This window comes from Acidithiobacillus sp. AMEEHan, from assembly GCF_030996345.1.
GTDB lineage: Bacteria > Pseudomonadota > Gammaproteobacteria > Acidithiobacillales > Acidithiobacillaceae > Igneacidithiobacillus.
Map to the genome: position 1 here is coordinate 2,467,540 of NZ_CP118747.1, position 24,309 is coordinate 2,491,848.

At 60.3% G+C, this 24,309-nt stretch carries 22 protein-coding genes, 3 tRNA genes and 1 pseudogene; 5 read left to right on the forward strand and 21 right to left on the reverse strand.

The window, feature by feature from the left end; genetic code table 11:
* Nucleotides 1-21: 21 nt before the first annotated feature.
* The 9 genes from thiS to rpoE form a co-directional block, all read right to left on the reverse strand.
* Nucleotides 22-234 carry a sulfur carrier protein ThiS gene (gene thiS, locus ORD17_RS12550; RefSeq protein ID WP_308388823.1) on the reverse strand — a complete coding sequence of 71 codons (213 nt, stop codon included), beginning with the start codon at nucleotides 232-234 and terminating at the stop codon, nucleotides 22-24.
* 125 nt (nucleotides 235-359) lie between these two features.
* Nucleotides 360-433: transfer RNA gene (locus tag ORD17_RS12555), tRNA-Cys, on the reverse strand.
* 36 nt (nucleotides 434-469) lie between these two features.
* Nucleotides 470-544 (reverse strand) — tRNA-Gly (locus ORD17_RS12560).
* 62 nt (nucleotides 545-606) lie between these two features.
* Nucleotides 607-972 (reverse strand): DUF4845 domain-containing protein, encoded by a 366-nt coding sequence (locus tag ORD17_RS12565; protein ID WP_308388824.1) that lies wholly within the window; start codon nucleotides 970-972, stop codon nucleotides 607-609.
* Nucleotides 973-1,036: 64 nt separating this feature from the next.
* Nucleotides 1,037-1,831 (reverse strand): signal peptidase I, encoded by a 795-nt coding sequence (gene lepB, locus ORD17_RS12570; protein ID WP_308388825.1) that lies wholly within the window; start codon nucleotides 1,829-1,831, stop codon nucleotides 1,037-1,039.
* Between the two features lie 29 nt (nucleotides 1,832-1,860).
* Nucleotides 1,861-3,669, reverse strand: coding sequence for a translation elongation factor 4 (gene lepA, locus ORD17_RS12575; protein ID WP_308388826.1), 1,809 nt, complete (start codon nucleotides 3,667-3,669; stop codon nucleotides 1,861-1,863).
* Between the two features lie 63 nt (nucleotides 3,670-3,732).
* Nucleotides 3,733-5,193 (reverse strand): DegQ family serine endoprotease, encoded by a 1,461-nt coding sequence (locus ORD17_RS12580; protein ID WP_374693375.1) that lies wholly within the window; start codon nucleotides 5,191-5,193, stop codon nucleotides 3,733-3,735.
* A gap of 163 nt (nucleotides 5,194-5,356) precedes the next feature.
* On the reverse strand, nucleotides 5,357-5,992 hold the full coding sequence (locus ORD17_RS12585) for a sigma-E factor negative regulatory protein (protein ID WP_308388827.1): 636 nt from the start codon (nucleotides 5,990-5,992) through the stop codon (nucleotides 5,357-5,359).
* The gene (rpoE, locus tag ORD17_RS12590; protein WP_308388828.1) at nucleotides 5,982-6,614 is read right to left on the reverse strand and encodes an RNA polymerase sigma factor RpoE; all 633 of its coding nucleotides are present in this window, start codon (nucleotides 6,612-6,614) and stop codon (nucleotides 5,982-5,984) included. The genes ORD17_RS12585 and rpoE overlap by 11 nt, the downstream gene beginning before the upstream one ends.
* A 130-nt stretch (nucleotides 6,615-6,744) precedes the next feature.
* Between rpoE and nadB the strand changes: the two genes are divergently transcribed.
* The 4 genes from nadB (at nucleotide 6,745) to ORD17_RS12610 (ending at nucleotide 10,043) form a co-directional block, all read left to right on the forward strand.
* On the forward strand, nucleotides 6,745-8,373 hold the full coding sequence (nadB, locus tag ORD17_RS12595; RefSeq protein ID WP_308388829.1) for an L-aspartate oxidase: 1,629 nt from the start codon (nucleotides 6,745-6,747) through the stop codon (nucleotides 8,371-8,373).
* 10 nt (nucleotides 8,374-8,383) lie between these two features.
* Nucleotides 8,384-8,566, forward strand: coding sequence for a hypothetical protein (locus ORD17_RS12600; RefSeq protein ID WP_308388830.1), 183 nt, complete (start codon nucleotides 8,384-8,386; stop codon nucleotides 8,564-8,566).
* A 217-nt stretch (nucleotides 8,567-8,783) separates the two neighbouring features.
* Nucleotides 8,784-9,686 carry a folate-binding protein gene (locus ORD17_RS12605; protein ID WP_308388831.1) on the forward strand — a complete coding sequence of 301 codons (903 nt, stop codon included), beginning with the start codon at nucleotides 8,784-8,786 and terminating at the stop codon, nucleotides 9,684-9,686.
* A 6-nt stretch (nucleotides 9,687-9,692) separates the two neighbouring features.
* Nucleotides 9,693-10,043 (forward strand): hypothetical protein, encoded by a 351-nt coding sequence (locus ORD17_RS12610; protein WP_308388832.1) that lies wholly within the window; start codon nucleotides 9,693-9,695, stop codon nucleotides 10,041-10,043.
* Nucleotide 10,044: 1 nt separating this feature from the next.
* Here ORD17_RS12610 and cydC read toward each other — a convergent pair whose 3' ends face one another.
* The 10 genes and pseudogenes from cydC to rpsU form a co-directional block, all read right to left on the reverse strand.
* The gene (gene cydC, locus ORD17_RS12615) at nucleotides 10,045-11,811 is read right to left on the reverse strand and encodes a thiol reductant ABC exporter subunit CydC (protein ID WP_308388833.1); all 1,767 of its coding nucleotides are present in this window, start codon (nucleotides 11,809-11,811) and stop codon (nucleotides 10,045-10,047) included.
* Nucleotides 11,801-12,049, reverse strand: coding sequence for a hypothetical protein (locus ORD17_RS12620; protein WP_308388834.1), 249 nt, complete (start codon nucleotides 12,047-12,049; stop codon nucleotides 11,801-11,803). The genes cydC and ORD17_RS12620 overlap by 11 nt, the downstream gene beginning before the upstream one ends.
* Before the next feature lie 42 nt (nucleotides 12,050-12,091).
* Nucleotides 12,092-13,524 (reverse strand): annotated as a pseudogene (gene cydD / locus ORD17_RS12625) (thiol reductant ABC exporter subunit CydD); the annotation flags it as partial.
* 92 nt (nucleotides 13,525-13,616) lie between these two features.
* Entirely contained in the window at nucleotides 13,617-14,732 is a 1,116-nt protein-coding gene (locus ORD17_RS12630) for an FIST C-terminal domain-containing protein (RefSeq protein ID WP_308388836.1), read from the reverse strand.
* A gap of 268 nt (nucleotides 14,733-15,000) precedes the next feature.
* Nucleotides 15,001-15,077: transfer RNA gene (locus ORD17_RS12635), tRNA-Ile, on the reverse strand.
* A 38-nt stretch (nucleotides 15,078-15,115) separates the two neighbouring features.
* The gene (rpoD, locus tag ORD17_RS12640; protein ID WP_308388837.1) at nucleotides 15,116-17,017 is read right to left on the reverse strand and encodes an RNA polymerase sigma factor RpoD; all 1,902 of its coding nucleotides are present in this window, start codon (nucleotides 17,015-17,017) and stop codon (nucleotides 15,116-15,118) included.
* Between the two features lie 77 nt (nucleotides 17,018-17,094).
* Nucleotides 17,095-18,831, reverse strand: coding sequence for a DNA primase (gene dnaG, locus ORD17_RS12645; protein WP_308388838.1), 1,737 nt, complete (start codon nucleotides 18,829-18,831; stop codon nucleotides 17,095-17,097).
* Nucleotides 18,832-18,834: 3 nt separating this feature from the next.
* On the reverse strand, nucleotides 18,835-21,165 hold the full coding sequence (locus tag ORD17_RS12650; RefSeq protein ID WP_308388839.1) for a Smr/MutS family protein: 2,331 nt from the start codon (nucleotides 21,163-21,165) through the stop codon (nucleotides 18,835-18,837).
* A gap of 11 nt (nucleotides 21,166-21,176) precedes the next feature.
* Nucleotides 21,177-21,623, reverse strand: a complete 447-nt coding sequence (locus tag ORD17_RS12655) for a GatB/YqeY domain-containing protein (RefSeq protein WP_308388840.1) — start codon at nucleotides 21,621-21,623, stop codon at nucleotides 21,177-21,179.
* Nucleotides 21,623-21,838 carry a 30S ribosomal protein S21 gene (gene rpsU / locus ORD17_RS12660; RefSeq protein ID WP_215871904.1) on the reverse strand — a complete coding sequence of 72 codons (216 nt, stop codon included), beginning with the start codon at nucleotides 21,836-21,838 and terminating at the stop codon, nucleotides 21,623-21,625. The genes ORD17_RS12655 and rpsU overlap by 1 nt, the downstream gene beginning before the upstream one ends.
* Nucleotides 21,839-22,098: 260 nt before the next feature.
* On the opposite strand from rpsU, the gene ORD17_RS12665 reads away from it, so the two are divergent.
* Nucleotides 22,099-22,977 (forward strand): sigma-70 family RNA polymerase sigma factor, encoded by an 879-nt coding sequence (locus tag ORD17_RS12665; RefSeq protein ID WP_308388841.1) that lies wholly within the window; start codon nucleotides 22,099-22,101, stop codon nucleotides 22,975-22,977.
* On the opposite strand, the gene rdgB is transcribed toward ORD17_RS12665, so the two are convergent.
* A complete protein-coding gene (gene rdgB, locus ORD17_RS12670; protein ID WP_308388842.1) occupies nucleotides 22,935-23,591 on the reverse strand; it encodes an RdgB/HAM1 family non-canonical purine NTP pyrophosphatase in 657 nt (218 codons plus the stop codon). The genes ORD17_RS12665 and rdgB overlap by 43 nt on opposite strands.
* Nucleotides 23,570-24,304 (reverse strand): ribonuclease PH, encoded by a 735-nt coding sequence (gene rph / locus ORD17_RS12675; protein WP_308388843.1) that lies wholly within the window; start codon nucleotides 24,302-24,304, stop codon nucleotides 23,570-23,572. Before rph ends, rdgB begins: the two co-directional genes overlap by 22 nt.
* Nucleotides 24,305-24,309: the final 5 nt, after the last annotated feature.

Here is a 24,309-nt window from a genome sequence, read left to right on the forward strand (position 1 = left end):
AAACCAGCGGATACTATACCCTCATCCGCCGCCTACGGCACGGATGACCTCGAGCTTGTCGCCGCCGAGCAGTCGGGTATCCGCGTGCTGGCTGCGGGGCACGACGGTACCGTTACGTTCCACGGCGACACGCTGATCGCTGAGACCCAAGGCATTGAGCAGGGTAAGGATGTTGCTATCCTCGGGTAGCACATAGGCCGCCCCATTGACCTGAACCACGATTTCCTGTGCCATCCCCATCTTCTCCCGATCGTTCCCAGCAAACGAGTGATTGTGCCTCTAACGATACCACGAGAGACCCCGCGAGACGCATGGTCGGTGGATGAGTAGACCGGCAGGAACACAGCTCCAGAGTTGTATGGAGGCTAGGCCCGGAATCGAACCGAGGTACACGGCTTTGCAGGCCGCTGCATAACCACTCTGCCACCCAGCCATAAAGAAAAAGGGAAAGAGACCTTTCCCTTGCGATTGGAGCGGGAAACGAGGCTCGAACTCGCGACCCCAACCTTGGCAAGGTTGTGCTCTACCACTGAGCTATTCCCGCAATGTGGGGCGCATGATACGTTGCGGCCGGCGCCCTTGTCAACCGGCCCCGCAACTCCCGACCTAGCTGCTGGTATGAAAATGGATCAGCAGACTGATGTTGCCGACCAGGGGTACTGTCCGGTCATAGTCGGCAACGATCTGTACCGGGGCATCACCATTCTTGATGATGTGGATATCCTGCTGGTTGATCTTGATCATCGCGACATTGAGCCGATCCTGCAGGTTATACATGATCTCTCCCGCAGATTCGGAAGGGCTCGTATGCCGCGCTTGGTCCCGGAGAATGTTTTGCAGCGACATATTGTCGTAATAAATCGGACCAACTTTCACGATGATCGCCACGACCACTGCCACGACCACGATCCAAAAGATCGCTCCAATCAGACCGATACCAGCCTCACGACTCTGTATGCGCGACATCGCCATCTCTCTCCAGCTCGACTCACGAGGGCTACTTAGGCGAAACCCCACCCTTTGCAAGCCACCGCTATCAATTGTTTGGACCATCCAGGGCGCGGCCAATCTGATTCCAGCGAATCGACCAAGTTTCCGCATCCCAGGAAAACCAAATAAACATCGCCTTACCGACGATATTTCGACGTGGAGTACAGCCCCAAAAGCGGCTGTCGTCACTGTTGTCACGGTCGTCACCCATCATGAAATAACAATTGGGCGGCACCTTGTAGGGACCAAAATCCATGTGCGCTTCCGGTGTATCAAACTCGATGATGTGGAAGGTATGTCCCCCGATGGTCTGTTCGTATTCCTTGGTGGGAATGACCATGCCGTCCTCGCCCTGTCCTTCAGGGCGATAATTGAAGGGGCCAATATATTTCTGGGGGATCAATTTGCCATTGATGTAGAGCTCGTTCCCCTTGACTTCGATGGTGTCGCCCGGCAGCCCAATCACCCGTTTTATGTAGTCGATGCGGGGATTCTTGGGAAAGCGAAAGACCATGATGTCACCCGCCTGTACCGGATTACCCTGGGTCAACTCGGTATGGATCAGCGGCAGTCGCAATCCCCAGGTAAATTTATTCACCAGCAGAAAATCGCCGACCCGGATGGTGGGCAGCATGGAACCCGAGGGCACCTGAAAGGGCTCCACTACGAAGGCTCGCACCAGGAACACCAGCAGCAGAACGGGGAAGAAACTGCGCGCATAGTCCACCAGCAGCGGCACTTTCTCATCGGCGGCACGGCGGCGACGCAAAAAAAGGCGATCAATAAACCAGATCAGGCCCGTAGCCACAACGGCCAAAAATAATCCCAAGGTAAAATCCATGCCGCTTTCCTCGTGCTAGCGTACTGCGCTCAGTTTCTTTTCTCGGTCTGCAAAATAGCCAAAAATGCCTCTTGCGGGATTTCCACCCGGCCCACCTGTTTCATCCGCTTTTTCCCCTCCTTCTGTTTTTCCAGGAGTTTGCGCTTGCGGGTGATGTCGCCGCCATAACATTTGGCAAGCACGTCCTTCCGCATTGCCTTGACTGTTTCGCGGGCGATGATCTTTGCACCGATCGCTGCCTGGATCGCCACTTCAAACATCTGTCGGGGAATAAGATCCTTCAATCGACCGGCCAGTTCCCGGCCGCGGCGTTCGGCAAAATCGCGATGCACGATCCAGGAGAGGGCGTCGAGTTTTTCGCCATTGATGAGAATGTCCATCTTGACCAGCGGACCCGCCTGAAAACGCGAAAATTCATAATCCATGGAGGCATAGCCGCGGCTGACGGATTTGAGACGGTCAAAGAAATCCAGCACCACCTCGTTCAGCGGCAATTCGTAGCTCACCATCACCTGCCCACCCGTGAATTGCAGATTGATCTGCCGCCCGCGCCGCTCTTCGCAAAGGGTGATCACCGGCCCCAGATATTTTTCCGGTACCAGGATATTCGCCCGTATCAATGGCTCGCGAATTTCGCGAATGCGGTTGGTGGGCGGCAGATCCGCAGGATTGGACAGATGCAGGGTTTCGCCATCGGTCGTCTCGATTTCGTAAACCACCGTCGGCGCTGTACTCAGCAGATCGAGCTGGTACTCTCGCTCCAGGCGCTCCTGGATGATCTCCATGTGCAGGAGACCGAGAAAACCACAGCGGAAACCGAAGCCCAGGGCCTGCGAGGTCTCCGGCTCAAACTGTAGCGCGGCATCATTCAGACGCAGTTTCTGCAGGGCCTCCCGAAAGCGCTCATAGTCGGCCGAGTCGATGGGATAAAGTCCGGTAAAGACCTGTGCCTGCACTTCACGAAAGCCCGGCAGCGGCGCCGCAGCCGGCCGGCCAGCGTCGGTCAGGGTATCTCCAACCCTGGCACCCTCGATGCTGCGAATGCCGGCAATGACAAAGCCCACGGTACCCGTTTCCAGAGCGGGCACGTGCACCGGCTTGGGGGTAAATACCCCGGTCTTTTCGACGAGATATTCCTTCCCTCCAGCCATGGTGCGAATCCGCTGCCCGGGCCGCAAGCTCCCGTTCATCACCCGCACCAAGACCACCGTACCGAGATAATTATCGAACCAGGAATCGATGATCAGGGCCTGCAAGGGCGCCGCCGGGTCACCCCTCGGCGCAGGGATATCCTTCACTACCTGTTCGAGAATCTCGCGAATGCCGCGTCCGTCCTTGGCGCTGGCCAGGATGGCATTGGCCGCTGGCAAACCAACGATTTCCTCGATTTCCCGCCTTACCCGGTCTGGTTCTGCGGCCGGTAGATCGATCTTGTTGAGCACCGGGATGATTTCCAGGTCGTGTTCGAGGGCTGTGTAGCAGTTGGCCACACTCTGCGCCTCGACGCCTTGGGAGGCATCGACCACCAGCAGGGCGCCCTCACAGGCCGCGAGAGATCGACTGACCTCATAGGCAAAATCGACATGCCCTGGGGTATCGATCAAATGAAAGGTGTAATCCTGACCATCGTCGGCCCGGTACTGCAGCCGCACACTCTGTGCCTTGATGGTGATGCCGCGCTCGCGCTCGATATCCATGCTGTCCAGCACCTGGTTGGCCATTTCGCGCTCGCTGAGAGCGCCGCACAGGCGGATGAACTGGTCTGCAAGGGTGGACTTGCCATGGTCGACATGGGCGATGATGGAAAAATTCCGGATTCTTTCTTGCTCTGAACTCATGCACCCAAATTCCGATAGAAAAGGGGATGGCGGCCGGCCATCCCCCCTGGGGCTTCCTGCGCCTTACTTGGGCAGGGACAGGACGACGTAGAAATTCCCCTCGCGACGATGCAGCAATACCGGCACGGGCTGGCCGGCCGGCAGACTGGCCACGAGTTTTTGCAACTGAGCGACGCTACTTACCGGTTGCTGCGCTACCTGCAGAATGACATCACCGGGACGAATGCCGGCCAACGCCGCCGGCCCGTTGGCAACTCCCAGAACCAGCACACCCGAGGACACGTCAAGCTGCTGACGGGCGGCAGCACTGAGCGGACCTACCTGAATGCGCATGCGCGCGATGCTGCCCTTCTGCTCTGGCGCCTGAGCGGAATGCGGCGCCCCTGCTTCCTCCGCCATATCGCCAGGCAGGCTTTCCACGGTTATCGGCAATGTCATCGCCTTGCCGTCCCGAATGATGCCAACCTTGGCGGTGTACCCCGCCGGCAGGGCGCCGACAAGCGGTGGCAACTGTGCCGAATTGTAAATCGGCTGACCGTTGAAAGAGACGATGACATCACCGGGCTTCAAGCCCGCCTTGGCCGCCGGGCCGTCCGGCTCCACCTGGGAGACCAGGGCCCCCATCGGTTCCTTCATGTGGAAGGACTTGGCGAGATCCATACTGACGTCCTGCACCATCACGCCCAACCAGCCAAAGTGAACCTTCTGGTGCAGTTTGAGCTGCTTGACCGCATCCATCGCAACGTTGATGGGTATGGAGAAGGACAACCCCATGTAACCACCGCTGTTGGTGTAGATCTGATCGTTGATGCCAATGACCTGACCCTTCATGTTGAACAGCGGCCCGCCAGAATTGCCCGGATTGATGGGAACATCGGTCTGAATGAAGGGAATGTAGGGGTCGTCCGGCAACGGCCGGGAGGTCGCGCTGATCACCCCTTGGGTGACACTATTCTCAAAACCGAAGGGGGCGCCCACCGCAAGCACCCATTGCCCCACCTCCAGGCGACCGGAATCGCCGATCTGCACCGTCGGGAGATTTTTGGCGTCGATCTTCAACAGGGCCACGTCGATCCGCGTGGACAGACCGACCAACTTGGCCTGATACTGCTGGTGATTAGTGAGGCTGACGATGATTTTCTGCGCCCCACGGACCACATGCGCCGCGGTGACGATGTAGCCATCTGGACTGACGATAAAACCTGAACCCAGAGACTGCACTTGGTATTTTTGTGCCGGCCCAGTCGGCCCGACGAACGGGGCAAAAAACTGGTTAAACGGCGAATCGGGCGGGAAAGGCGACTGCGGCTGCCGTGCCTCCTTGGTTTCGGTAGTGCTTATGTTCACCACGGCGGGGCCATAGCGCTTCACGATTGGCGTAAAATCTGGCAAGGTCACGAGATTGGCCGTATCGGCGAAAGACAACGCAGGCGTTACCACCATGCCGCTAAACGCCAAAGCCACCAGAACCGCACCGATAGACCGCCGCAACCGCCGATGATTCCCTTGCACACAACCTCCCATAACCTGATCCTTAGGTCGATCACTGACCTTGAATTGTTTGAAGAGCGCCCCATGGCAGCATGACCGCAGCCCCTGCAGCCCCTACACAGTGACGTTTTCTGGCACTGTTCAACGAGCTACAGAGGGTAGCGGGGAGCGCGGAGCTTGTCCAGACGGCGTTTTGTCAATGCTGGTAAGTGGCGATTCTGGGATAGATTCCCTCTTCCGAACGCAGTCCGACGGGCAACAATCCGGCTGCGGGATATTCAGAAAAACTGCGACGACTCGATTGCGTCCAGGCAAGATAGCGCTCCGGCGTTGGCCGCCAGATTCGTTGGATATCGCGCTGGATGGTGTCATCCGCATGCAAGAGGGGGTCTGATGTCACCGAAAAACGCACCGGACGCAGGGCAAACGCTTGCCGCGAAACGCCAACGACGGCGCTGGAAGAAGATGCCGACAGCGAAGAAGAAGTCGGGCTACCGCTCTGCCAGGGCGCCAGAACGAAGAGCGAAGCCGACAGCAGCGTGACCGCAGCTACCGAGGACCAGCCCCATTTCTGCGCCGCGCTGTGCCGGCTGCGTTGGCCCTGGGGCAATTCGGCAGCGATGGCCTGCTGCACACGGGCGGCAAAGTCCGGACTGGCCAGAGCGGCGCCCACTCGCCCCTGCTGCAGCAGAAAGGATACGCGGTACTGCGTTTCCCACGCGTCGCGCAGAGCTGGCTCCTGTTCCAGGCGCGCCGCCATTCTCCGCGCCGACAAGGTGCCCAGTTCACCATCCATGAACGCCATCAAGGCCGATTTCGTTTCATCGTTCATGACTACTTTGCTCCAACAAAGGCGCCAACACCTTGGCGATTGCCTCACGCGCCCGAAAAATACGAGAACGCACCGTCCCCACCGGGCAATCCATCACCTGAGCGATCTCATCGTAGCTCAGACCCTCCAACTCCCGCAGGCTCACCGCCTCACGCAGATCCGCTGGCAATGCCTTGAGCGCTGCATCGATGTGCTGCGCGATTTCCTTGGTCAGCAGCAAACCTTCTGGAGTATCGTACTCCCTTAGTCCATCGGCACTGTCGAATTGTTCCGCTTCGTCGGTATCCACATCGGCGATGCTGACCTTGCGCCCCTGCGCGACGAGATGATTTTTGGCGGTATTGACGGCAATCCGATAGAGCCAGGTGTAAAAAGCGCTGTCACCCCGAAAATTGTGCAGGGCACGATAGGCCTTCACGAAGGCCTCCTGCGCCACATCTTCTGCCTCCTCGGGCTGACGCACGAAGCGCCCAATCAAGGCCACCACCTTGTGCTGATATTTCCGCACCAACAAGTCGAATGCCTGCCGTTCGCCCTGTTGCACGCGTTGTACCAAGAGGAGATCGGTCTGGGCCCCGCCATCCTTGGCGCTATCGACGGCTTGCCCTGACGTCTTGCTCATTCGCCGTTTCCTTTTTGCATGATTCTGCTGGCCTGTGTCACCCGCAAAAGGGGTTTTTCCTTTCACCGGCACAGCTGTCATCGTATCATGAGCGCCTCGTCTTTGCGCTAGAACAGCAATACCCGCGAACATGCCCCATACAGACTTTCTCATCATTGGTGCCGGTAGTGCGGGCCTCGCCTGCGCCCTGGAACTTGCAGCGCTGGGGCAGGTGACCGTGCTCAGCAAGGGACCGCTGGAGGTATCGGCGAGTGATTGGGCGCAAGGAGGGATCGCGGCGGTGCTACCCGGGAGCGACGACAGCATCGCCCAGCATGTAGCGGATACCGTACGTGCCGGCGCCGGCCTGTGCGAGCCTGCCCGGGTACATGCTATTTTGTCGGCAGCGCCAGCGGCCATCCAGCGCCTGCTGGACTGGGGCACGCGCTTTGATCGCGAGGGAGAAAGTTGGCAACTGACCCGCGAGGGTGGCCATCAGGCCCGACGCGTCTTGCACCGCGCCGATCATACCGGGCGCGCCATTACCCGCGCCCTCCTCCACTGCGCCCAGGCCAACGAGCGCATCCAGCTGCGCGCGAACACCCTGGTCGGGGCCCTGCAGCAGGACGATACTCGCCTCAGCGGCGTATGGCTGCGCCACGGCGACGGAGCCTGGGAGAGCCTGCGAGCCCGCGTGGTCATCCTGGCAACTGGCGGCCTGGGGCAAGTCTATCGCCATACCAGCAACCCCAATGTCGCCACCGGTGATGGCATTGCGCTGGCTTGGCGGGCGGGCGCGGAAATCCGTGATCTGGAATTCGTGCAATTCCATCCGACCACACTGTACAGCCCGGGCGAACCAGCCTTCCTGCTGAGCGAAGCCTTGCGCGGGGAAGGCGCCGTCCTGCGGCTTCCGGGTGGCGAGCGTTTCATGGATCAATACGATGCGCGTGGCGAACTCGCCCCCCGGGATGTGGTCAGTCGGGCGATCATCCGCGAGATGCAGAAACATCGGCTACCCTATGTCGAGCTGGACATCCGTCATGCCCCGGCGCAACTCATGGTCGAGCATTTTCCCACCATCACTGCGCACTGCCGGGCCCGCGGTCTGGATCCACGCAGCAGCGCGCTGCCGGTGGTACCGGCGGCGCACTACAGTTGTGGTGGCATCAGCGTCGATGCGCGCGGACGAACCGGGGTTCCAGGCCTCTACGCCGTCGGCGAAGTCGCCAGTACGGGCCTGCATGGCGCCAACCGCCTGGCCAGTAACTCTTTGCTGGAATGTATCGTCGTTGCCCATGATGTCTTCGCGGATCTCGCCGGGGGCCCAACCCTCCCCGACCTCCCTCGCGCGGAAGCCAGGCCGCCCAAAGCAATGCCGCCCCTGGCCGACACGGATCTGGCACTACGACGCCAGGCCCTGCAAGACCTGCTTTGGGAGAAGGTGGGCATCCTGCGCGACCAGCGCGGCATGGCGGCAGCCCTGGCGCAATTGCAGGACTGGGCAGCGGAAACCCCCTGGCCGGCGCAACAACTACCCTCCTCGCGCGCCGACCTGGAGTGGCACAGCCTGCTGCGCAACGCCTTACTGATTACCCAGGGGGCCGTACAACGGCACGAGTCACGCGGTTGCCATCACGATCAGGATTACCCGCAGCTGCAGGAGCCGGCGCGGCATCTGCGCCAGCGCTGCGACTGGTCGCGGCTACAGACCAGTGCCGTCGGGCATGCAGGCGCCAGTGTCGCCAGTTGCGCTCTCCCGGACGAAAAGAGGCCATAACCACCAAGAGGTGGCCGTCGTCCGCCTGCACCGGCAGGAGCAGAAAGCGATAAGCATAGACTCCGCCCGCGAGCACGCGGCCCGAGCGGCGCTCGCCATTTTGCAGACGCACAGTGACTTGCCCATCGCTTTGCTGGAGCAGCAACCGTGGCAGGAAGCCCTGGCGCTCGCGGGACCAGGGACAGCGCCATAAAACCCAGGCGCCGGACAATGCAAGGACCAGCATGGCGGCACGCCAGTCCAGCAGGAAGGTCAGAAGACCGGCAAGCACGGCAAGGAAGCAGGGTAAGAGGTACAGCTTTCGTTGCGCGTTGCGCGACCCCAGGCGCAGGACCGGCAGAGATTGGTCGGAGTCCGCCGTCGCGCTATCATGAGCGGCGCTCACTGATTCCTTTCCGGAGACCATGCCCATGGCTGACATCCATTACGCTCCCTTGGCCGGCACCCTGGGAGCCATTCACATCCATGGCCCCGATGCGGAGAAATTTCTGCAGGGTCAATTTTCCAACGATCTCCTGCGGTTGCCAACAGGTGCGGGACAGTGGAGCAGCTACAGCACGGCCAAGGGCCGGATGATTGCCAACTTCTTTTTGCAGCGGGAGCATTCTGGTTTCTATCTCTTTCTGGCCGCAGACCTTGCCGAGGATGTCAGCCAGCGCCTGCGCAAGTTCCGGCTGATGGCCAAGGCCGAGATCGAAGTCTGCGCCGAGCCGGTTTGGGGTATCTGGGGTGCGGACCTGCGGATGGAAGAAGTGCAGACGGGACCAGTGGGCGAAGACGCCCTCTCGTCCATCCTTGCAGCTCTTCCCTGGACAGAGCCAGCGGCCCTGCTGCTGGCACAAGACAGCCAGCGCCTTCAGCAGACTGGCGCTCGCGAATGCAGTGCCAATGACTGGTGGGCAGAAGCGATCCGCGCCGGGACGGCCTTCATCACCCGCGCCACGAGCGAGCAGATCATTCCGCAAGAGCTGAACCTAGAGGTGCTGGGTGGCATCAATTTCAAAAAGGGCTGCTATCCTGGGCAAGAGATCGTGGCTCGTTCACACTATCTGGGCGCGCTGAAACGCCAGTGCTACCTACTGTTCGGGCCGGCAGGAATGCACGCCGGCCAGGAAATTTTTGCCCCCAGCATGGGAGCGCAGGCGGTCGGTGTGCTCATCAATGTGGCAAAGGAAGATGCCGCGAGCATCGCCCTCGCGGTGCTGCGCGCTGCCAACGATCAAGAGCCACTGCATCTGGGACAGCCGGATGGTCCATTACTGCAGCTCGGCACCCTACCCTACCCACTGCCCCTTTCCCAACAGGAAAAATAGCGCCAGATGTGGGGTCTGATCACCGGCGTTGTCAGCTATTTTCCGTTTGCCTGGTATAGCCATCGTTATCTCGATGAACACGGCATGCCACCCGGATTCAGCCGCAAGCTGCTGGTATTCATCGTCGCCAGCGCGCTGTCCACCGGCCTGGGATATGCGGTGTCAAGCCTGACCAGCAGCCCGCAGCACCTGCAGGCACAGTCACAAATGCAAAAGAAGACGATGCAGCTCCTCGGCAGCACCCTGCATTGTGTGCGCGAACCGAATAATCCCCAATGCCAGAAGAACGCTGCAGAGGCACACCAACTTCTGCAACAAATGCTCAGCACGGAAATGGGTCCACAACGGCAGGGCTGAATCAGGAACTGATGAGGGTGCCGCCAAACTGGGCAAAGCGATGCAGGAGACTGTCAGGCCGGGCGAGCAGTTCCGCGTAGCTCCCGCTCTCCTGTATCCGCCCTTCTGCCATGACATAGATGCGATCCATGTCCTCCAAGCCCAACAAACGGTGGGTGATGTAGATCACCGTGCGCCCCTTCATCAGGCTGCGAAGATCTTGCAAAAATTTTGCCTCGGTGAGCGCGTCGAGCCCCTCACTCGGTTCATCGAGAATCAGGATGGGGCTATTCTTGAGCACAGTACGGGCAATGGCAATACGCCGTGCCTGCCCGCCAGAGAGATTCACACCACCTTCGCCGACGATGTTGTCCAGGCCCTGTGGCAGTCCTTCCACGAATTCCGCCAACTGCGCCTGACGCAATGCTGCCCAGAGTTCATCCTCTTCCGCATCGCCCTTGGCCAGCAAAAGATTGTCGCGGATGGTACTGTGAAAGAGATGGCTGCGCTGGGACAGTAGGGCAAAGTATTGGCGCAGCTGATCGCCGGGGTAGTCACGCAGTTCCCGGCCGCCCAGCCGCGCCGAGCCTGCCTGATAGTCGTAAAAACGCAGCAGCAGATTGGCGATACTGCTCTTACCCGCACCCGTAGCCCCGAGAATGGCGATGCGTTCCCCCTGCCGTACCTGCAGATTCAGCCCGCGTAGGGCATCGCCTCGAGCCTCTGGGTAACGCAGGTACAGCTCGTTGATCTCGATGTCGAAGGTACTCGGCTCGGGCAATGGTAGTGGCGCGTCGGGGAAGAGCGGCTCCTGGTCGGCAATCTCGAAGATGCGTCTCGCCGCGGCCTGCGTTTGGCCGAGAAACTGAAAGGCGAGAGGCAGCGCCAACACCGCTTCGAAGGCCGCCATCGTACCCAGGGCAAACATCGGCAACTCCGCCGGCGGCAGGGAGTGCCTCGCGACCAGGGGAATGGCGAGGAGCAAAATCACCCAGAGGGTGAGATTGGCCATGAAACTCATGCCTGCCGTGCCGATGCCTGCCACCCCGGCGAGACGCCGCTGCCGCGCCAGGAGCGCCGCATTTTCCTGCAGGAGCTGTTCCTGCACCCGCCCGGCGGCATTGGCAGTCAAAATCTCCCCCATACCCTGCAGAGCATCCACGATCTGCGTGCGCATCTCCGCCTGTATGCGCGTGATCTCGGCACTGCTGCGCGCGCCCAGGCGCTCGCTGAGCAATGGCAGCAACAGGCCGGTGAGTGCCAGCAGCACCAAGAGCGCGAGGCCAATCGACCAGGCATAGAGGGCAAAAAAGCCGGCCATGAGGAGGGTTGCCAATCCCGCCACTAGGAAGGGCGTGAATACCCGCAAATAGAAATTGTTGAGGGTATCGATATCGGCAACCAGGCGCGAGAGCAGGTCGCCGGAGCGATACCCTTGCAGCCCCGCCGGAGCCAGCGGCTCGATGCGGGTGTAGAACCAGACCCGCAATCGGGACAGCAGGCGAAAAGTGGCCTCATGAGTGACGATGCGTTCCAGCCAGCGGGACAGGACGCGCGTGGTGGCAAAGGCACGCACACCGGCGGCTGGCAAAAAGAAATTGTACTGATTGAGGGTGGCCCAGCCCCCCAGTCCAGCCAAGGCGGCACTGGCAAGGAACCAGCCGGACAAGGTCATCAGGCCAAAGTTGGCGAGAATGGTCAGCAGACTGAGCAGAGCACCGCCGAGCATCCACCAGCGATAAGGCGCGAAAAGACGCAACAAACGCCAAAGATCGCGATTATTGGCCATAGCGCCCCCGATAGGCATCCACCAGACGCGCATAGGTCCCTTTCTGCGCCAACAACTCCGGATGACTCCCGGTTTCGATCGCCCGTCCCGCATCGATGACGATGATGCGTTCGGCGCGCTGCGCCGTGGCCAGACGATGTGCAATGACGATCACGGTGCGTCCCTGCCGCAGCTTTTCCAAGGAATCGAGAAAAAGGGATTCGCTTTCCATGTCGAGGTTGGCGGTAGCCTCATCCATCAGAAGCAGGCGGGGATTCTTGAGAAAGGCCCGGGCGAGAGCGATACGCTGGATCTGCCCCCCGAAAGACCCTGCCCGAGATCACCGATGCGCGTGTCCCAGGATTGCGGCAGACGCTCGATGAATTCCAGGGCATGGGCATGCTGCGCCGCCTGGCGCAATTCCGCATCGCTGGCCTGTGGTTTCACGAGGCGGAGATTGTCGGCGATGCTGCCGTAAAAGAGGCGCGGGCTTTGCGGGATCCAGGCAAGTTGCGCATGCCAGACATTCCGATCGACAGCGCGCAGGTCCTGCCCATCAACCAGAATCGTCCCACTATCCGCCTGGATGAAACCAAGAATGGCATTCGCCACGGTGCTCTTGCCGGCGCCGCTGGCTCCGACAATGGCGGTGTAACTACCGGCGGGAAAGCTGGCGGTGAATCCAGCTAGGGCCTCCGCATCCTCCGGACCATAGCGGAAATGCAGATCCTGCAACTCGATCGCCAGCGCCGCGGAGGACGCCTCAAGCTCCTGCCCACCTTCGACAAGCGTCAAAGCCGGGGCATCGAGGATTTCGAAGATGCGTTTGGCCGCCGCAATCGCGCTCATACGTGCATGATAGTGGGTAGACAGACCGCGCAGTGGAGCAAAAAACTCTGGCGCCAGAAGCAGTACGAAGAAGGCCGCGTAAAAATCCACCGAGGCATGCACCTGCAATAAACGCGCACCCAGGGACACGGCGACCAGCGCAATGGAAAGGCTGGCGAAGAACTCCAGCACCGCCGAGGTCAGAAATGCCACCCGCAGGCCGGCCATGGTGCTGCGGCGATAATTTTCGGAAATGTGGGCGACGATCTCGATCTCATCCTTGGCCCGGCCAAAGATCTTGAGGGTGGTCAGGCCCTGCAGGGTATCGAGAAAATGGGCACTCATCAGTAACATCTGGCGCCACTGCCGCTGGTTGATGGCCTCTGCCGCATAGCCGACCAGAACCATGAAAAAGGGAATCAAGGGGCCACTGATGAGCAGGATCAGCCCGCTGATCCAGTCCACCGGAAAGACAAATACGAGAATGGCGAGGGGCACCAGACTCACGAGGGCCATCTGCGGCAGATAACGCGAAAAATACGGTTCCAGCGCTTCGATGCCCTCGATCAGGGTGCTGGCGATATCCCCTGCCCGCTCACCCGCTAGCGCCACCGGTCCCCGGCGAAAGAGGTGCTGCAGGAGCTCTTGCCGCAGTTGCGTCTTGATGCTGGCACTGGCACGAAAGGCAACGATCTCCGCTGCCCAGGACAGCAGTGCCCGTAACACGAAGAGACCCAGCAAGGCAGCCAAAAACCCGGATACCGCGGCCATCCCCAGTCCACGGAAGGACACGTCGTTGACGACATACGCCAAGATCCAGGCTTGGAGAATGATCAGCAAGCCAGCCACGAGGCCGAGACCAATGGCAAAGTAGAGCGCAGCACGGGCCCCTCTGCCGGTCCTCATCAGTCGTTGATCGATGCGCTCTGCCTTCGCCAAAACTCAACCTTTATTTCGCAAGGCCCACAGTGTAGCACAGATAATGAAGTGCTGATGGACTATTCCAAGAACAACGTCAGTACACCGGTATAGCCATAGATGCGATCGTGGTAAATCTCACCATTGGCAAAGAAACCCACCAGCGGCACATCGCCAAGCACCGCGCTGATTTGCCGCAACTCTGCAGAATTGGCACCAAAGAGATTTTCTCCGCGTCCCAGGCAGGATACATAGATCGCACCACGAATGACACGCTCTGCTGCCAGTCTGCGCAAATCCAGGAGCATACGCTGCAGGTCCGCCACAGCGCTGTCACCATCCCGTTTGCAAAACATCAGTTCGCCACCTGGCTCAACGTACTCACCGATGGCTACCAGACCATGCTGCTCGTCCACCCCTACCAGGTTACGCACCAAGTAGTCCCCACGATCCGATCCTGGCAGGGGCAGCGCTGCGAAGATGAATCCGGCGGCGCGGCGAATATCCCTTGCCAGCACCTCGCCAACCTCTTCGTAGAGAACCTCCAGGGCCGGACGTCGATCCAGGGTGGCGACGATGTTGCGCTCCGCCTCCTGAATTCGGTGCACCGGACCTATGGGCGTGACCCCTTGACTCAAGCGCGTGCGGATTGCTACGCCATCAGAAAACGCCACTCCGCTCAAGCCGCCATGAAGAACACGCCCGGCAATCTGCGCTCCCTGTTTTCGCGAGCTGGTTACCCCACCCATCAGAAAGCCGGTGCTGCAGCGTGCCGCCAAATGCCGCACCTGTTCAGGCAAGTCCTGGCTGTGAGCGTCGCCATGCACGATGGCCAAGGCCGCCTGACGACCATCGTCCAACTGCAGTTCCCCACTACCAAAGGCATCCATGCCAGCGAAAATGCGATACTCGCTTTTCGCTATATCGGTGAACAGAAGGGCCAGCGCGGGAACATCGAGGTATTCGTGATTGGTGGCTGCCACGCCAATTCCCACCGAGCCAACCCAATCTTGGACGCCGGTGGATTGCTGCAGCGCGGTGAGAATTTCTGGGAGTGCCGCTTCATAGGCCTCGTTGACATACAAAAACCCCAAGGTACTCGGGAACTGCCTCCAGTCGCAGCTATCCAAGGCCTGTTGCAGCGCGTCGGACCACTGTGCTGCGGCAGAATGGCCAAAAGGGAAAGGAGTACTCATGAGCTGCGTCCTGATCCTGCGTCGAAAGCCCGCATTGTAAGGGGCCGGCTCGCACGGCGCAAAAATACCTTGCAGAAATATCCATGGGGCGTTCAGCCATGGCAAGCATGATGCCAAGAAAGGGAACGGCCGAGCAGTTTTTTCTCTTGCAGCCACCGCGTGTGGCAGTGCCATTAAGGGGGGTGCTCATCATTGAGGCGGAGAATATCCGGACGGCACCCGAACTGCGCCAATTGCGATGAAACTCCCGAAGGAGCAATGAGTTACTTGGTGGGCCCACTAGGACTCGAACCTAGGACCAAGGGATTATGAGTCCCCTGCTCTAACCGACTGAGCTATAGGCCCAAAACTGTGCGCCCCACATCAGGGGAGCGCAAAACACGTCAACTGAGGATGGTGACTTCCCCATCCACGAAACTCTTCAGGCGATCGGAACGCGAGGGATGGCGCAACTTACGCAGGGCCTTGGCCTCGATTTGCCGGATGCGCTCGCGCGTGACATCGAACTGCTTGCCGACCTCTTCCAGCGTATGGTCGGTGTTCATGCCGATGCCAAAACGCATCCGCAACACTTTCGCCTCGCGCGCGGTGAGTCCGTTGTCGAGAAGCTCTTCCACCACTTCCCGAATGGCGGCATTGATGGCCGAATCCGTCGGTGCGGGGACGTTGCGGTCTTCAATGAAGTCGCCCAGATGCGAGTCTTCATCATCCCCAATCGGGGTCTCCATGGAAATGGGCTCCTTGGCGATCTTAAGCACCTTGCGAATCTTGTCCTCCGGCATTTCCATGCGTTCGGCGAGTTCTTCCGGGCTCGGTTCGCGCCCCATCTCCTGCAGCATTTGCCGGCTGATCCGATTGAGCTTGTTGATGGTCTCGATCATGTGCACCGGGATGCGAATGGTGCGGGCCTGATCAGCAATGGAGCGAGTGATGGCCTGGCGAATCCACCAGGTCGCATAGGTCGAGAACTTGTAGCCGCGCCGATATTCGAACTTGTCCACCGCCTTCATCAGGCCGATGTTGCCCTCCTGAATGAGGTCGAGGAACTGCAAGCCACGGTTGGTATACTTCTTGGCAATGGAAATGACCAGACGCAGGTTGGCCTCGACCATCTCCTTCTTGGCCCGCCGCGCCTTGGCCTCGCCGATGGACATCAGTCGGCTGGCTTCCTTGATTTCGGCGATGGGCAATCCCGCCCGATCCTCGATGTCGCTCATGCATTGCATCACCGCCAGAATGTCCTCCCGGAGCGCCTGCAATTTGCTGGAATGGGTCTTGCCAGCGGCAATCTGCTCATCCAACCAGGTCGGATCGCTCTCTCGCCCAGGGAAACTGCGCACAAACTCCTTACGGGGATAGCCCGCCCGTTCGATGCACAAGTGCATAACCTTTCGCTCTGCTTGCCGTACCTCCTCGGTAAGACTGCGCAGCGCGTCAGCCATGAGGTCGATCTGCCGCACATTGAGCTTGATCTCCAGAAAGCGAGCTGCCAGCACCTGCCGCTGCTCCTGATAGGCTGCGCTGCGCCCTGCACCCTCTGCACGCAACGCCATCAATACTTCATAGTCGGCACGAATCGCAGCAAAGCGCTCCAAGGCTTCTTCCATCTGCGGCCCCTTATCTGCTGCAGACAAGCCGCCGTCCTCTTCGTCCTCTTCGTCATCCTGGTCATCGGCGCTATCGTCGCCCGCCTCCAGACGGATTTCTTCGTCTTCGGCATCGGCACTTTCTTCGATGGCATTGGGGTCAATGAAGGCATCGACGACTTCATCGAGGCGCAACTCACCACGTTCCACCCGTTCCGCTGCCTCCAGAAGCAAAGCGATCGTGGTGGGACAAGTGGATACCGCACGCAGTACCTGAAGAAGTCCATCTTCAATGCGGCGGGCGATTTCGATCTCCCCTTCGCGGGTGAGAAGTTCGACACTGCCCATCTCGCGCATGTACATGCGCACCGGATCACTCGTGCGGCCAATGTCGGCCTCCACCACTGCCAGAGCTTCTTCCGCCGCCTCTTCCACCTCCTGCGAGGCGATGACCGCACCCCCTTCACTATCACCGAGGAGAAGACCGTCATCTTCCGGGGCTTCTTCAAAAACCTCGATCCCCATGTCGTTGATCATGGAAATGACGTTTTCCATTTGCTCGGGATCGAAGATTTCCTCCGGCAGGAGATCGTTGATCTCGCGATAGGTTAGATATCCCTGCTCTTTGCCCCGTGCAATCAAGGCCTTGAGTTCGGAACGCTGGGATTCTGCATCCAAAGAAGTTTCGTTGTCTGTCATAGGGGATCCAACGGCACGCATAGCCGCCCATTATAGAAATAAACCAAGGCAGGTGAAAAGATGCCCGGCATCCTTCTCTACCTCCTCGCGGTCTTTATTCCGCGTTTCTGTTGTAAATGTTGGCGCAGCTCTGCACGCTCCTCGGCGCTCAAGGCGCCGATGCCGGCACGATCGCCGAGCTTACCAAGCGACAGGCTGCGCAGGCGCCGCAATTCAGCATTCGCCCGCGCCAACGTTTTTTCAATTTCCAACCCCTCCGCCACCTCCGCTTCGCTCTCGCCCGTCATTGCCAGGGCCAGGTAGCGCTCACCATCAGGTTCCTCGGCCAATGCCAAACACAGCGCCTGGCTACTTAGATGGGTGATCTTGGCAGAAATTTCAAGGGCGCGAGCGAGGGCACTCAGCTCTGCACGCTCGCCAGCAAAACGCTGCAAAAGTTCTCGGTCGAGGGCTGCCCAGGCAGGCGCCGCAGGATGGCGTAAAAAGAGGGCAAGGCATCGAGCCCACTCACCACGCCAGCTCGTCATTTTTCGGGCCAGCACCGGCGAACGGCGTCCCGAGTTCAGATGCGGCGCATCAGACGCCAACTGCAAGCGTTGCCGGTAGACCTCGCGCAGATCCGGATCGGCGAGCTTGTCGAGGAAATCACGGGCCAGGCGCCGGTACTGCGCCAATTCATCTCCTCGCTGCAGATCATGTTCCGCTGCCAGAAATTCCAGAAAGACATCGACCGCTGGCCGGGCACCAGCAAGAAGCTGGGTAAAGACCTCAGCACCTTGACGCCGTAACAGAGAGTCCGGATCTTCCCCCTCGGGCAGAAAGAGCACTCGCAGCAAACGACCGGGGCGCAGGTGCGTTGGACTCAGCGCCACCGCTCGCTGCGCTGCGGCTCTGCCGGCACGATCACCATCAAAACAGAGAATCACTTCGCTGCTAGCACGAAACAGGGTCTCCAACTGGGTTTCACCGAGCGCCGTGCCACTCGCCGCCACGGCATTATCGATCCCCGCTTGGTGCAAAGTAATGACATCCAGATAGCCCTCGACCAAGAGCACCTTCCCGCTGCGACGAATCCCCGCGCGCGCGCGATCCAGGGCAAACAGGACTTGCGCCTTGTGGTAGAGCGGGGTCTCGGGGGAATTGAGGTACTTCGGTTCACGGCCGTCGATGCTGCGTCCGGCCAGACCACAAAGACGCCCGCGACCATCGCGGATGGCGAAGATCACCCGGCCACGGAATCGCTCATAGAAACGCCCGTCAGCAGCCTTCCCCAAAACACCGGCATCGACCAAGAGCTCGCGATCCTCTGGCGATTTTCCCAGCTGTCCCAGGATGCGCTGCCCCTCCGGCGCGTAGCCCAAGCCAAAATCCGCGATGGTCTGGGCGGTTACCCCACGCGATTGCCAGTACTCGAGCGCCTGGGGTGCCTGCGCCAGCGCCTGCTGATAAAGCTCCAGACTCCGTTCCAACATACTGCGCAAAGCCGGTAGACGTCGGTCTGGCTCTGCCACCTGCTGGTCCTTCGGCAGCTCGATCCCAGCTTGGTCGGCGAGCATTTCCAACGCCTCCACAAAACTGAGGCGCTCGTAGGCCATGAGAAAATCGAGGGCATTGCCGTGCACGTGACAACCAAAGCAGTAGTAAATCTGCTTGTCGGAACTTACCGAAAACGAAGCGGTTTTTTCGTGATGAAAAGGACAGCAGGCCCAGTAATCCTTACCCTTTTTCTTGAGAGTCACACGGGCATCAATCAAGCGGACCAGATCGGTGCGCTCGATAACACGGTCGATGATTTGCCGGGAGTAGCGGGCCATGTTTCAGCGTAGTTCCAATTCTGACACGCCGCCACCACCCTGCTCAGGGCGTGCCATGCGCCAGGCACGCACCCGCGGATCCTGCTCGGCGAATTCGCGCACCAGCTCAGCGAGAACACCGTTTCCCTTGCCATGCAGCACTTCCACCTGACTGCGTCCGGCCGCAACCGCTGCGTCGAGATGGCGCAGCAAGGCCGCTTCGGCAACATCACGCCGCTGGCCGCGGAGATCGAGGCGCCAGGGATGCTCCTCCGGCGCAACATACTGGCTGCGTCCCTGTTCCCTGGGCACGGAAAGTTTTGCGTCGGCCTGGAACTGACTCACCGGAATCCACAACTGCTTGCCACGCAGATCGACCTGGATCCGTTGCCCGGTTGCGTCCAGACGTTGTACCTCCACCACCTGCCGCAACGGCAGAAAGAGACCACGGGTTCCCGGCGCCGGCAGCGCCTGCGCTTCCGTGGATGGCGAAGCAAGCTGCTGGTCGAGTCGATCAAGGGTGGCCGTTGCCGCCTGGGTATCGCGCCCTTGCTTTAGCCCGGCAATGGCCGCGCGCACCTGCGAGCGCGCTTCGGCAAGCAGTTTTTGCCATTCCTGACGCGCCACCTCTTCTGCGCGCAGACGCAGGGCCGCTGCCTTTTCCACTTCTCTCTGCAATTGCGCACGCAAACGATCTTGCTCCTCGGCTGCCGTTTGACTTCGCGCCGCCTGTTCTTCGGCGGCGCGCAGCAAGGCATCACGACGGTCCTCCCAACTCTCCCAATGTTCCTGTTCGCCAGCGTGAATCGCTTCCGCCAGGGCCATGAGCTGATCTGGCAGACCGATCTTGCGCGCGATCAGCAGGCCCTGACTCGCACCGGCGCGACCCAACTGCAAATGATAGGTAGGCTGCAGCCGCTCGACGTCAAAACCCATGCCACCCAGGAGCACTCCGTCCTCACGCAAGGCATAGCGCTTGAGCACCGCCATATGACTGGTGAGAATGGTCACCACACCGCGAGCGCGCAGATCGGCCGCCACGGCCTGCGCCAGCGCCGCCCCCTCGCGCGGATCGGTACCGTTGCCCAGTTCATCCAGGAGTACCAGGCTGTTCGAGGTCACCTGCGCAAGGATGTCCCGCACCTGCCGCATCTGCCCGGAAAAACTGGAGAGATCGGCCTGCAAGTCCTGGGCGTCACCGATCACGGCATAGAGCGAAGAAAAATACCCCAGCTCGCCTTCCGCCGGGATGGGCAAGCCGAGATAACCGGCCAGATGCACCAGACCCGCGGCCTTGAGCAAGGCGCTCTTGCCGCCGGTATTAGGCCCAGTAATGAGAAGTTGCTTGGCCTCGCTACCCAGCGCGAGATCGTTGGCCACGACTGCGTCCCCGTGCCGCAGCACCAGGAGGGGATGACGCAGAGCGCGCAGGGAGAAGGACGGCGAGTCGCGCAGCAGCGGAATCGTGCCGCCCCATACGGCGGCGAGCTCCAGCCCGGCGCGCATCGCCTCGAGTCGTCCCATGCGTTGCAGAGCGAGCTGCAGCCGACCCGCTTCACTGCCCAGCAAGGCGGTGAGGGAGCGCAGTATGCGTTCTTCTTCCTGACGCTGCGCCGCTTCCAGCTCCACCAGCAGGTTATTCTGCTCTACCACCGACAGAGGTTCGATGAAGAGCGTCTCACCGCTCGCAGAGCGGTCGTGCACAATGCCGCGCAGACGTCCTTTGAAGTTGGCCTTGACCGGTAAGAGAAACCGTCCGCCCCGTTGCACGATATGCGGATCCTGCCAGATGTCCCGCCGCTCCCGTTCCTGCAGCAATCCCTTCAGCTGCTGATGAACCTGCGCGCGCTGCATCCGCAGCTGTTGACGCAGGCGCGCAAGTTCCGGGCTGGCAGTATCCAGCAACACGCCATCCAGATCGAGACCATCCTGGAGGCGGCTGAGAAGAACAGCATTCGGCGCCAGGATTTCCGCATCGCTGCTCAGAATATCTTCCGAAGCCGCCAGAAAACGGACATACTCCGCCGCCAGCTCCAGGACGCGGCGCACCCGCACCAGCTCTATGCCGCTCAGAACGGCGCCCGGACGACTGGCGAGGAGGACGAGATCGGCAATGTCTGGCAGTTCCGTCGCGGGGAGCGCGGGGCCATCGGTAAGCCGCCGCTGCAAGGCCGCAGCACGCTCCAGGCGCAGACGGATCTCTTGCGCAGAAACCGCGGGTTCCAGCTGGGAAACATGCCGCCTGGCGTAGAGGTGCGCACAACGTTCGCGCCAGTGTTGGCGCAGTAGGGGCAATTCCAGGGCGTTCTGCGCTGCCAGTCGCAGCGCTTCGGGACTCCCGGGCGCAGCGATCACCGCCTCCATATTCAGGCGCTGAGCTGTGCCTTGACCTTTTCGGAAAGGACCGCCATATCAACGCGACCCTGTACCTGCGGCCGCAAGATACTCAGCACGTTGCCCATGTCGCGCGGCCCCTGGGCAGCGCTCTCGGTGACTGCGGCGCGGATCAGCGCGTCGATTTCTGCGTCACTGAGGGCTGCGGGCATGTAAGGTTGCAAAAAAACGATCTCGGCCTCTTCCTTGTCTGCCAGTTCGGGGCGGCCGCCTTCCCGAAACTGTCGCGCGGATTCTTTGCGCTGCTTGATCAGTTTTTCGACCACCGCCAGTACATCGGCGTCGGTCTGCTCCCGACGTTCATCGACTTCCCGTTGCTTGATGGCGGCAAGCAGCATACGGATGGTCCCGAGGCGTTCCGTATCCCGGGCGCGCATTGCCGCCTTCATGTCTTCCTGAATCTGCTCGCGCAGGGACATCAGTACATCCGCACCAAACGCATCTGCTGCCGCCGCATCCGCTTGAGCGAACGCTTGCGCGCTGCTGCGGCCTTGCGCTTACGCTCTTCGGTGGGCTTTTCGTAAAACTCACGACGACGAACTTCCGTCAGCACACCGGCTTTCTCGCAAGAGCGCTTGAATCGGCGCAGAGCAACTTCGAAGGGTTCATTTTCTTTGACGCGAATGGTTGGCATGAAAAGCGGGTCCTCTCCAAAAAAGGTCTGGTCTAGAGGCGCAAGAGGATACCCGCTCGTAGATGATGAGTCAAAACATTGCCGCAGGGTTAGCAAAATCTCCCAAAGCGCAACAACCTATTGTCACAGATACAACAGTTCCTTGACATGAGCACGCCAGAGGTTCCTAATACACTGAGAAAGAAACTTCGTCGAATTAGGATATTAGATGACAATGTTGAACTCGGTTCTAGAGGATCGGTAATCATCTCGGAGATTGTATGCCAAAGACCCACAGCGCGAAGAAAACAGTATCGAAGTTCGCCACGGAGATACCCGATCTGCCCCAGGCGGCGGCGCCGGAAATCCCGGCGGACACCATCGCTGAGTCCGGCCCATTTCTCAGTGCGCAGCAGGAGGCCATACTGGTCCAGCGGCAACGCGAGGGCGATGAAAGCGCCCGAGCATCGCTCATTGCCGCGCACATGCCACTGGTCCGCTCCATTGCCCGTAGCTACCGAAACAAGGGTCTTAGCCAGGAAGATCTCTTTCAGGAAGGCTACATGGGTCTGATGCGTGCCGCCGAACGGTATCGGGAAGGTCTCGGCACGCGCTTTTCCAGTTATGCCACCTGGTGGATTCGCGAAGCCATGCAACGGGCCCTGATTCGCTCGCGCTTCATTCGCCTGCCGGACTACCTCGCGAAGTCGCTGCATGCGCACACCCAAAGGGAAGACGAGAGCACGTTGAGCAACAGCGATGAAATCCGACAAAAACGCGTGGAGGCTTTGGGGGTGCGAGAAAGCACCGTACGCGCACTGGAATTTGCCGATATTCGAGTTTCCTCCCTCGACGAGGAAACGCAAGACGGTTTTCACCGGATCGATCAGATCATAGGGGTGATGGCCTCTCCCTGCCAGGAGTACGATCGCGAATCTTGCGCGCGTGCTTTGCGCGGATTCCTGTCGGAGCTCAATGCCAAGCAGCGCGAGGTGATGATCTATCGTTTTGGCCTGCACGGTGATAGCCCGATGACCCTGGAGGCGGTAGCCGATCGTCTCGGCGTCAGCCGCGAAGCGGTGCGCCAGTTGCAGGTCCGTGCTCTTGGGAAGTTGCGTCAACTGCTCGTGGATGGCGGCTGGGAAGACGACGCGCCCTGACGGACACCCTCCTGCTCCCGCATCTCCGCCAGCAGCTTGCGCAGCGCTTGCCCACGATGACTTTGGGAATTTTTTTCCGCCAAGGATAACTGCGCCGCGCTGCGTCCGCCCAAGCCGCGGGGCAGAAAGACAGGGTCGTAGCCAAAGCCCCCCTCCCCTTGCCTCTCGGTAGCAATCTGTCCCTGCCAGGTGCCGCGCGCCACCAGCGGATCGGGATCCTCCGGACCGCGTAGCAAGACCATCACGCAGAGGAAATACGCATCGCGCTGGGCGATGTCCAGGGCCTGCAAACATTGCAACAGTAATTCATTGTTCTCCAGATCGGAGGCCCCATCACCGGCGAAGCGGGCAGAGCGCACTCCGGGCGCTCCGCCCAGCGCCGGAACGCAGATCCCGGAATCCTCGGCGAGCACCCACTGATCGCAGTGTTGAGCAGCGTGCCGAGCCTTGAGCAAAGCATTTTCCAGGAAAGTCGATGCCGTTTCTTCCGGACTCTCGAGCTGCAGCAGATCAAGGTCGATCAGTTGCAAACCGAGGGCCGCGAAGGCTGGTGCCAACTCCCGCCGTTTGCCGGCATTGTGGGACGCCAGTACTAGCGTGCCGGAGCCGACCAATTGGGCAATACCTGTTGCTGGAAGGCAATGATTTCGGTGATCCCCTTGCGACCGAGGAGCAGCATGTCCGCCATCTGCCCGGCAGAAAAGGGATCCCCTTCGGCGGTACCCTGCAATTCGACAAAGTGCCCGGTGTCGGTCATGACCAGATTCAGATCGACCTCGGCCGAGCTGTCTTCCGCATAATCGAGGTCGAGCACGGGATCGCCCGCCACGATACCCACAGACACCGCGGCCACCCAATGACGCCAGGGATTGCTGCTCAGAACGCCGCGCTGCAAGAGACCGTCGATCGCCTCGGCCAGGGCAAGGCAGGCACCGGTGATGCTGGCGGTGCGGGTACCACCATCGGCCTGCAGGACGTCACAGTCCAGCCAAATCGTGCGCTCCCCCAGGGCCTTGAGGTCGATCGCGGCGCGCAGACTACGGCCAATGAGTCGCTGAATTTCATGGGTGCGCCCGCCAATCTTGCCCTTGGCGGCCTCTCGGGGAATGCGGGTATGCGTCGCTCGCGGGAGCATGCTGTATTCCGCAGTGACCCAGCCCTGGCCGGAACCTCGCAGAAAGGGCGCAGTTTTCTCTTCAACGGTCGCCGTACACAAGACACGGGTATCGCCGAAGCCAATCAGTATCGAACCCTCGGCATGCTTGGTATACCCCCTCTCGGCATGCAGTGGGCGTAATTCATCGCTGGCGCGACCAGAATGGCGCATGGATT

Excerpts from the sequence above, each read along its gene's own strand:
- thiS (WP_308388823.1), bottom strand. The coding sequence starts at position 234 with ATGGCACAGGAAATCGTGGTTCAGGTCAATGGGGCGGCCTATGTGCTA.
- ORD17_RS12565 (WP_308388824.1), bottom strand. The coding sequence starts at position 972 with ATGGCGATGTCGCGCATACAGAGTCGTGAGGCTGGTATCGGTCTGATT.
- lepB (WP_308388825.1), bottom strand. The coding sequence starts at position 1,831 with ATGGATTTTACCTTGGGATTATTTTTGGCCGTTGTGGCTACGGGCCTG.
- lepA (WP_308388826.1), bottom strand. The coding sequence starts at position 3,669 with ATGAGTTCAGAGCAAGAAAGAATCCGGAATTTTTCCATCATCGCCCAT.
- ORD17_RS12580 (WP_374693375.1), bottom strand. The coding sequence starts at position 5,193 with ATGGGAGGTTGTGTGCAAGGGAATCATCGGCGGTTGCGGCGGTCTATC.
- ORD17_RS12585 (WP_308388827.1), bottom strand. The coding sequence starts at position 5,992 with ATGAACGATGAAACGAAATCGGCCTTGATGGCGTTCATGGATGGTGAA.
- rpoE (WP_308388828.1), bottom strand. The coding sequence starts at position 6,614 with ATGAGCAAGACGTCAGGGCAAGCCGTCGATAGCGCCAAGGATGGCGGG.
- nadB (WP_308388829.1), top strand. The coding sequence starts at position 6,745 with ATGCCCCATACAGACTTTCTCATCATTGGTGCCGGTAGTGCGGGCCTC.
- ORD17_RS12605 (WP_308388831.1), top strand. The coding sequence starts at position 8,784 with ATGGCTGACATCCATTACGCTCCCTTGGCCGGCACCCTGGGAGCCATT.
- ORD17_RS12610 (WP_308388832.1), top strand. The coding sequence starts at position 9,693 with ATGTGGGGTCTGATCACCGGCGTTGTCAGCTATTTTCCGTTTGCCTGG.
- cydC (WP_308388833.1), bottom strand. The coding sequence starts at position 11,811 with ATGGCCAATAATCGCGATCTTTGGCGTTTGTTGCGTCTTTTCGCGCCT.
- ORD17_RS12620 (WP_308388834.1), bottom strand. The coding sequence starts at position 12,049 with ATGGATGAGGCTACCGCCAACCTCGACATGGAAAGCGAATCCCTTTTT.
- ORD17_RS12630 (WP_308388836.1), bottom strand. The coding sequence starts at position 14,732 with ATGAGTACTCCTTTCCCTTTTGGCCATTCTGCCGCAGCACAGTGGTCC.
- rpoD (WP_308388837.1), bottom strand. The coding sequence starts at position 17,017 with ATGACAGACAACGAAACTTCTTTGGATGCAGAATCCCAGCGTTCCGAA.
- dnaG (WP_308388838.1), bottom strand. The coding sequence starts at position 18,831 with ATGGCCCGCTACTCCCGGCAAATCATCGACCGTGTTATCGAGCGCACC.
- ORD17_RS12655 (WP_308388840.1), bottom strand. The coding sequence starts at position 21,623 with ATGTCCCTGCGCGAGCAGATTCAGGAAGACATGAAGGCGGCAATGCGC.
- rpsU (WP_215871904.1), bottom strand. The coding sequence starts at position 21,838 with ATGCCAACCATTCGCGTCAAAGAAAATGAACCCTTCGAAGTTGCTCTG.
- ORD17_RS12665 (WP_308388841.1), top strand. The coding sequence starts at position 22,099 with ATGCCAAAGACCCACAGCGCGAAGAAAACAGTATCGAAGTTCGCCACG.
- rph (WP_308388843.1), bottom strand. The coding sequence starts at position 24,304 with ATGCGCCATTCTGGTCGCGCCAGCGATGAATTACGCCCACTGCATGCC.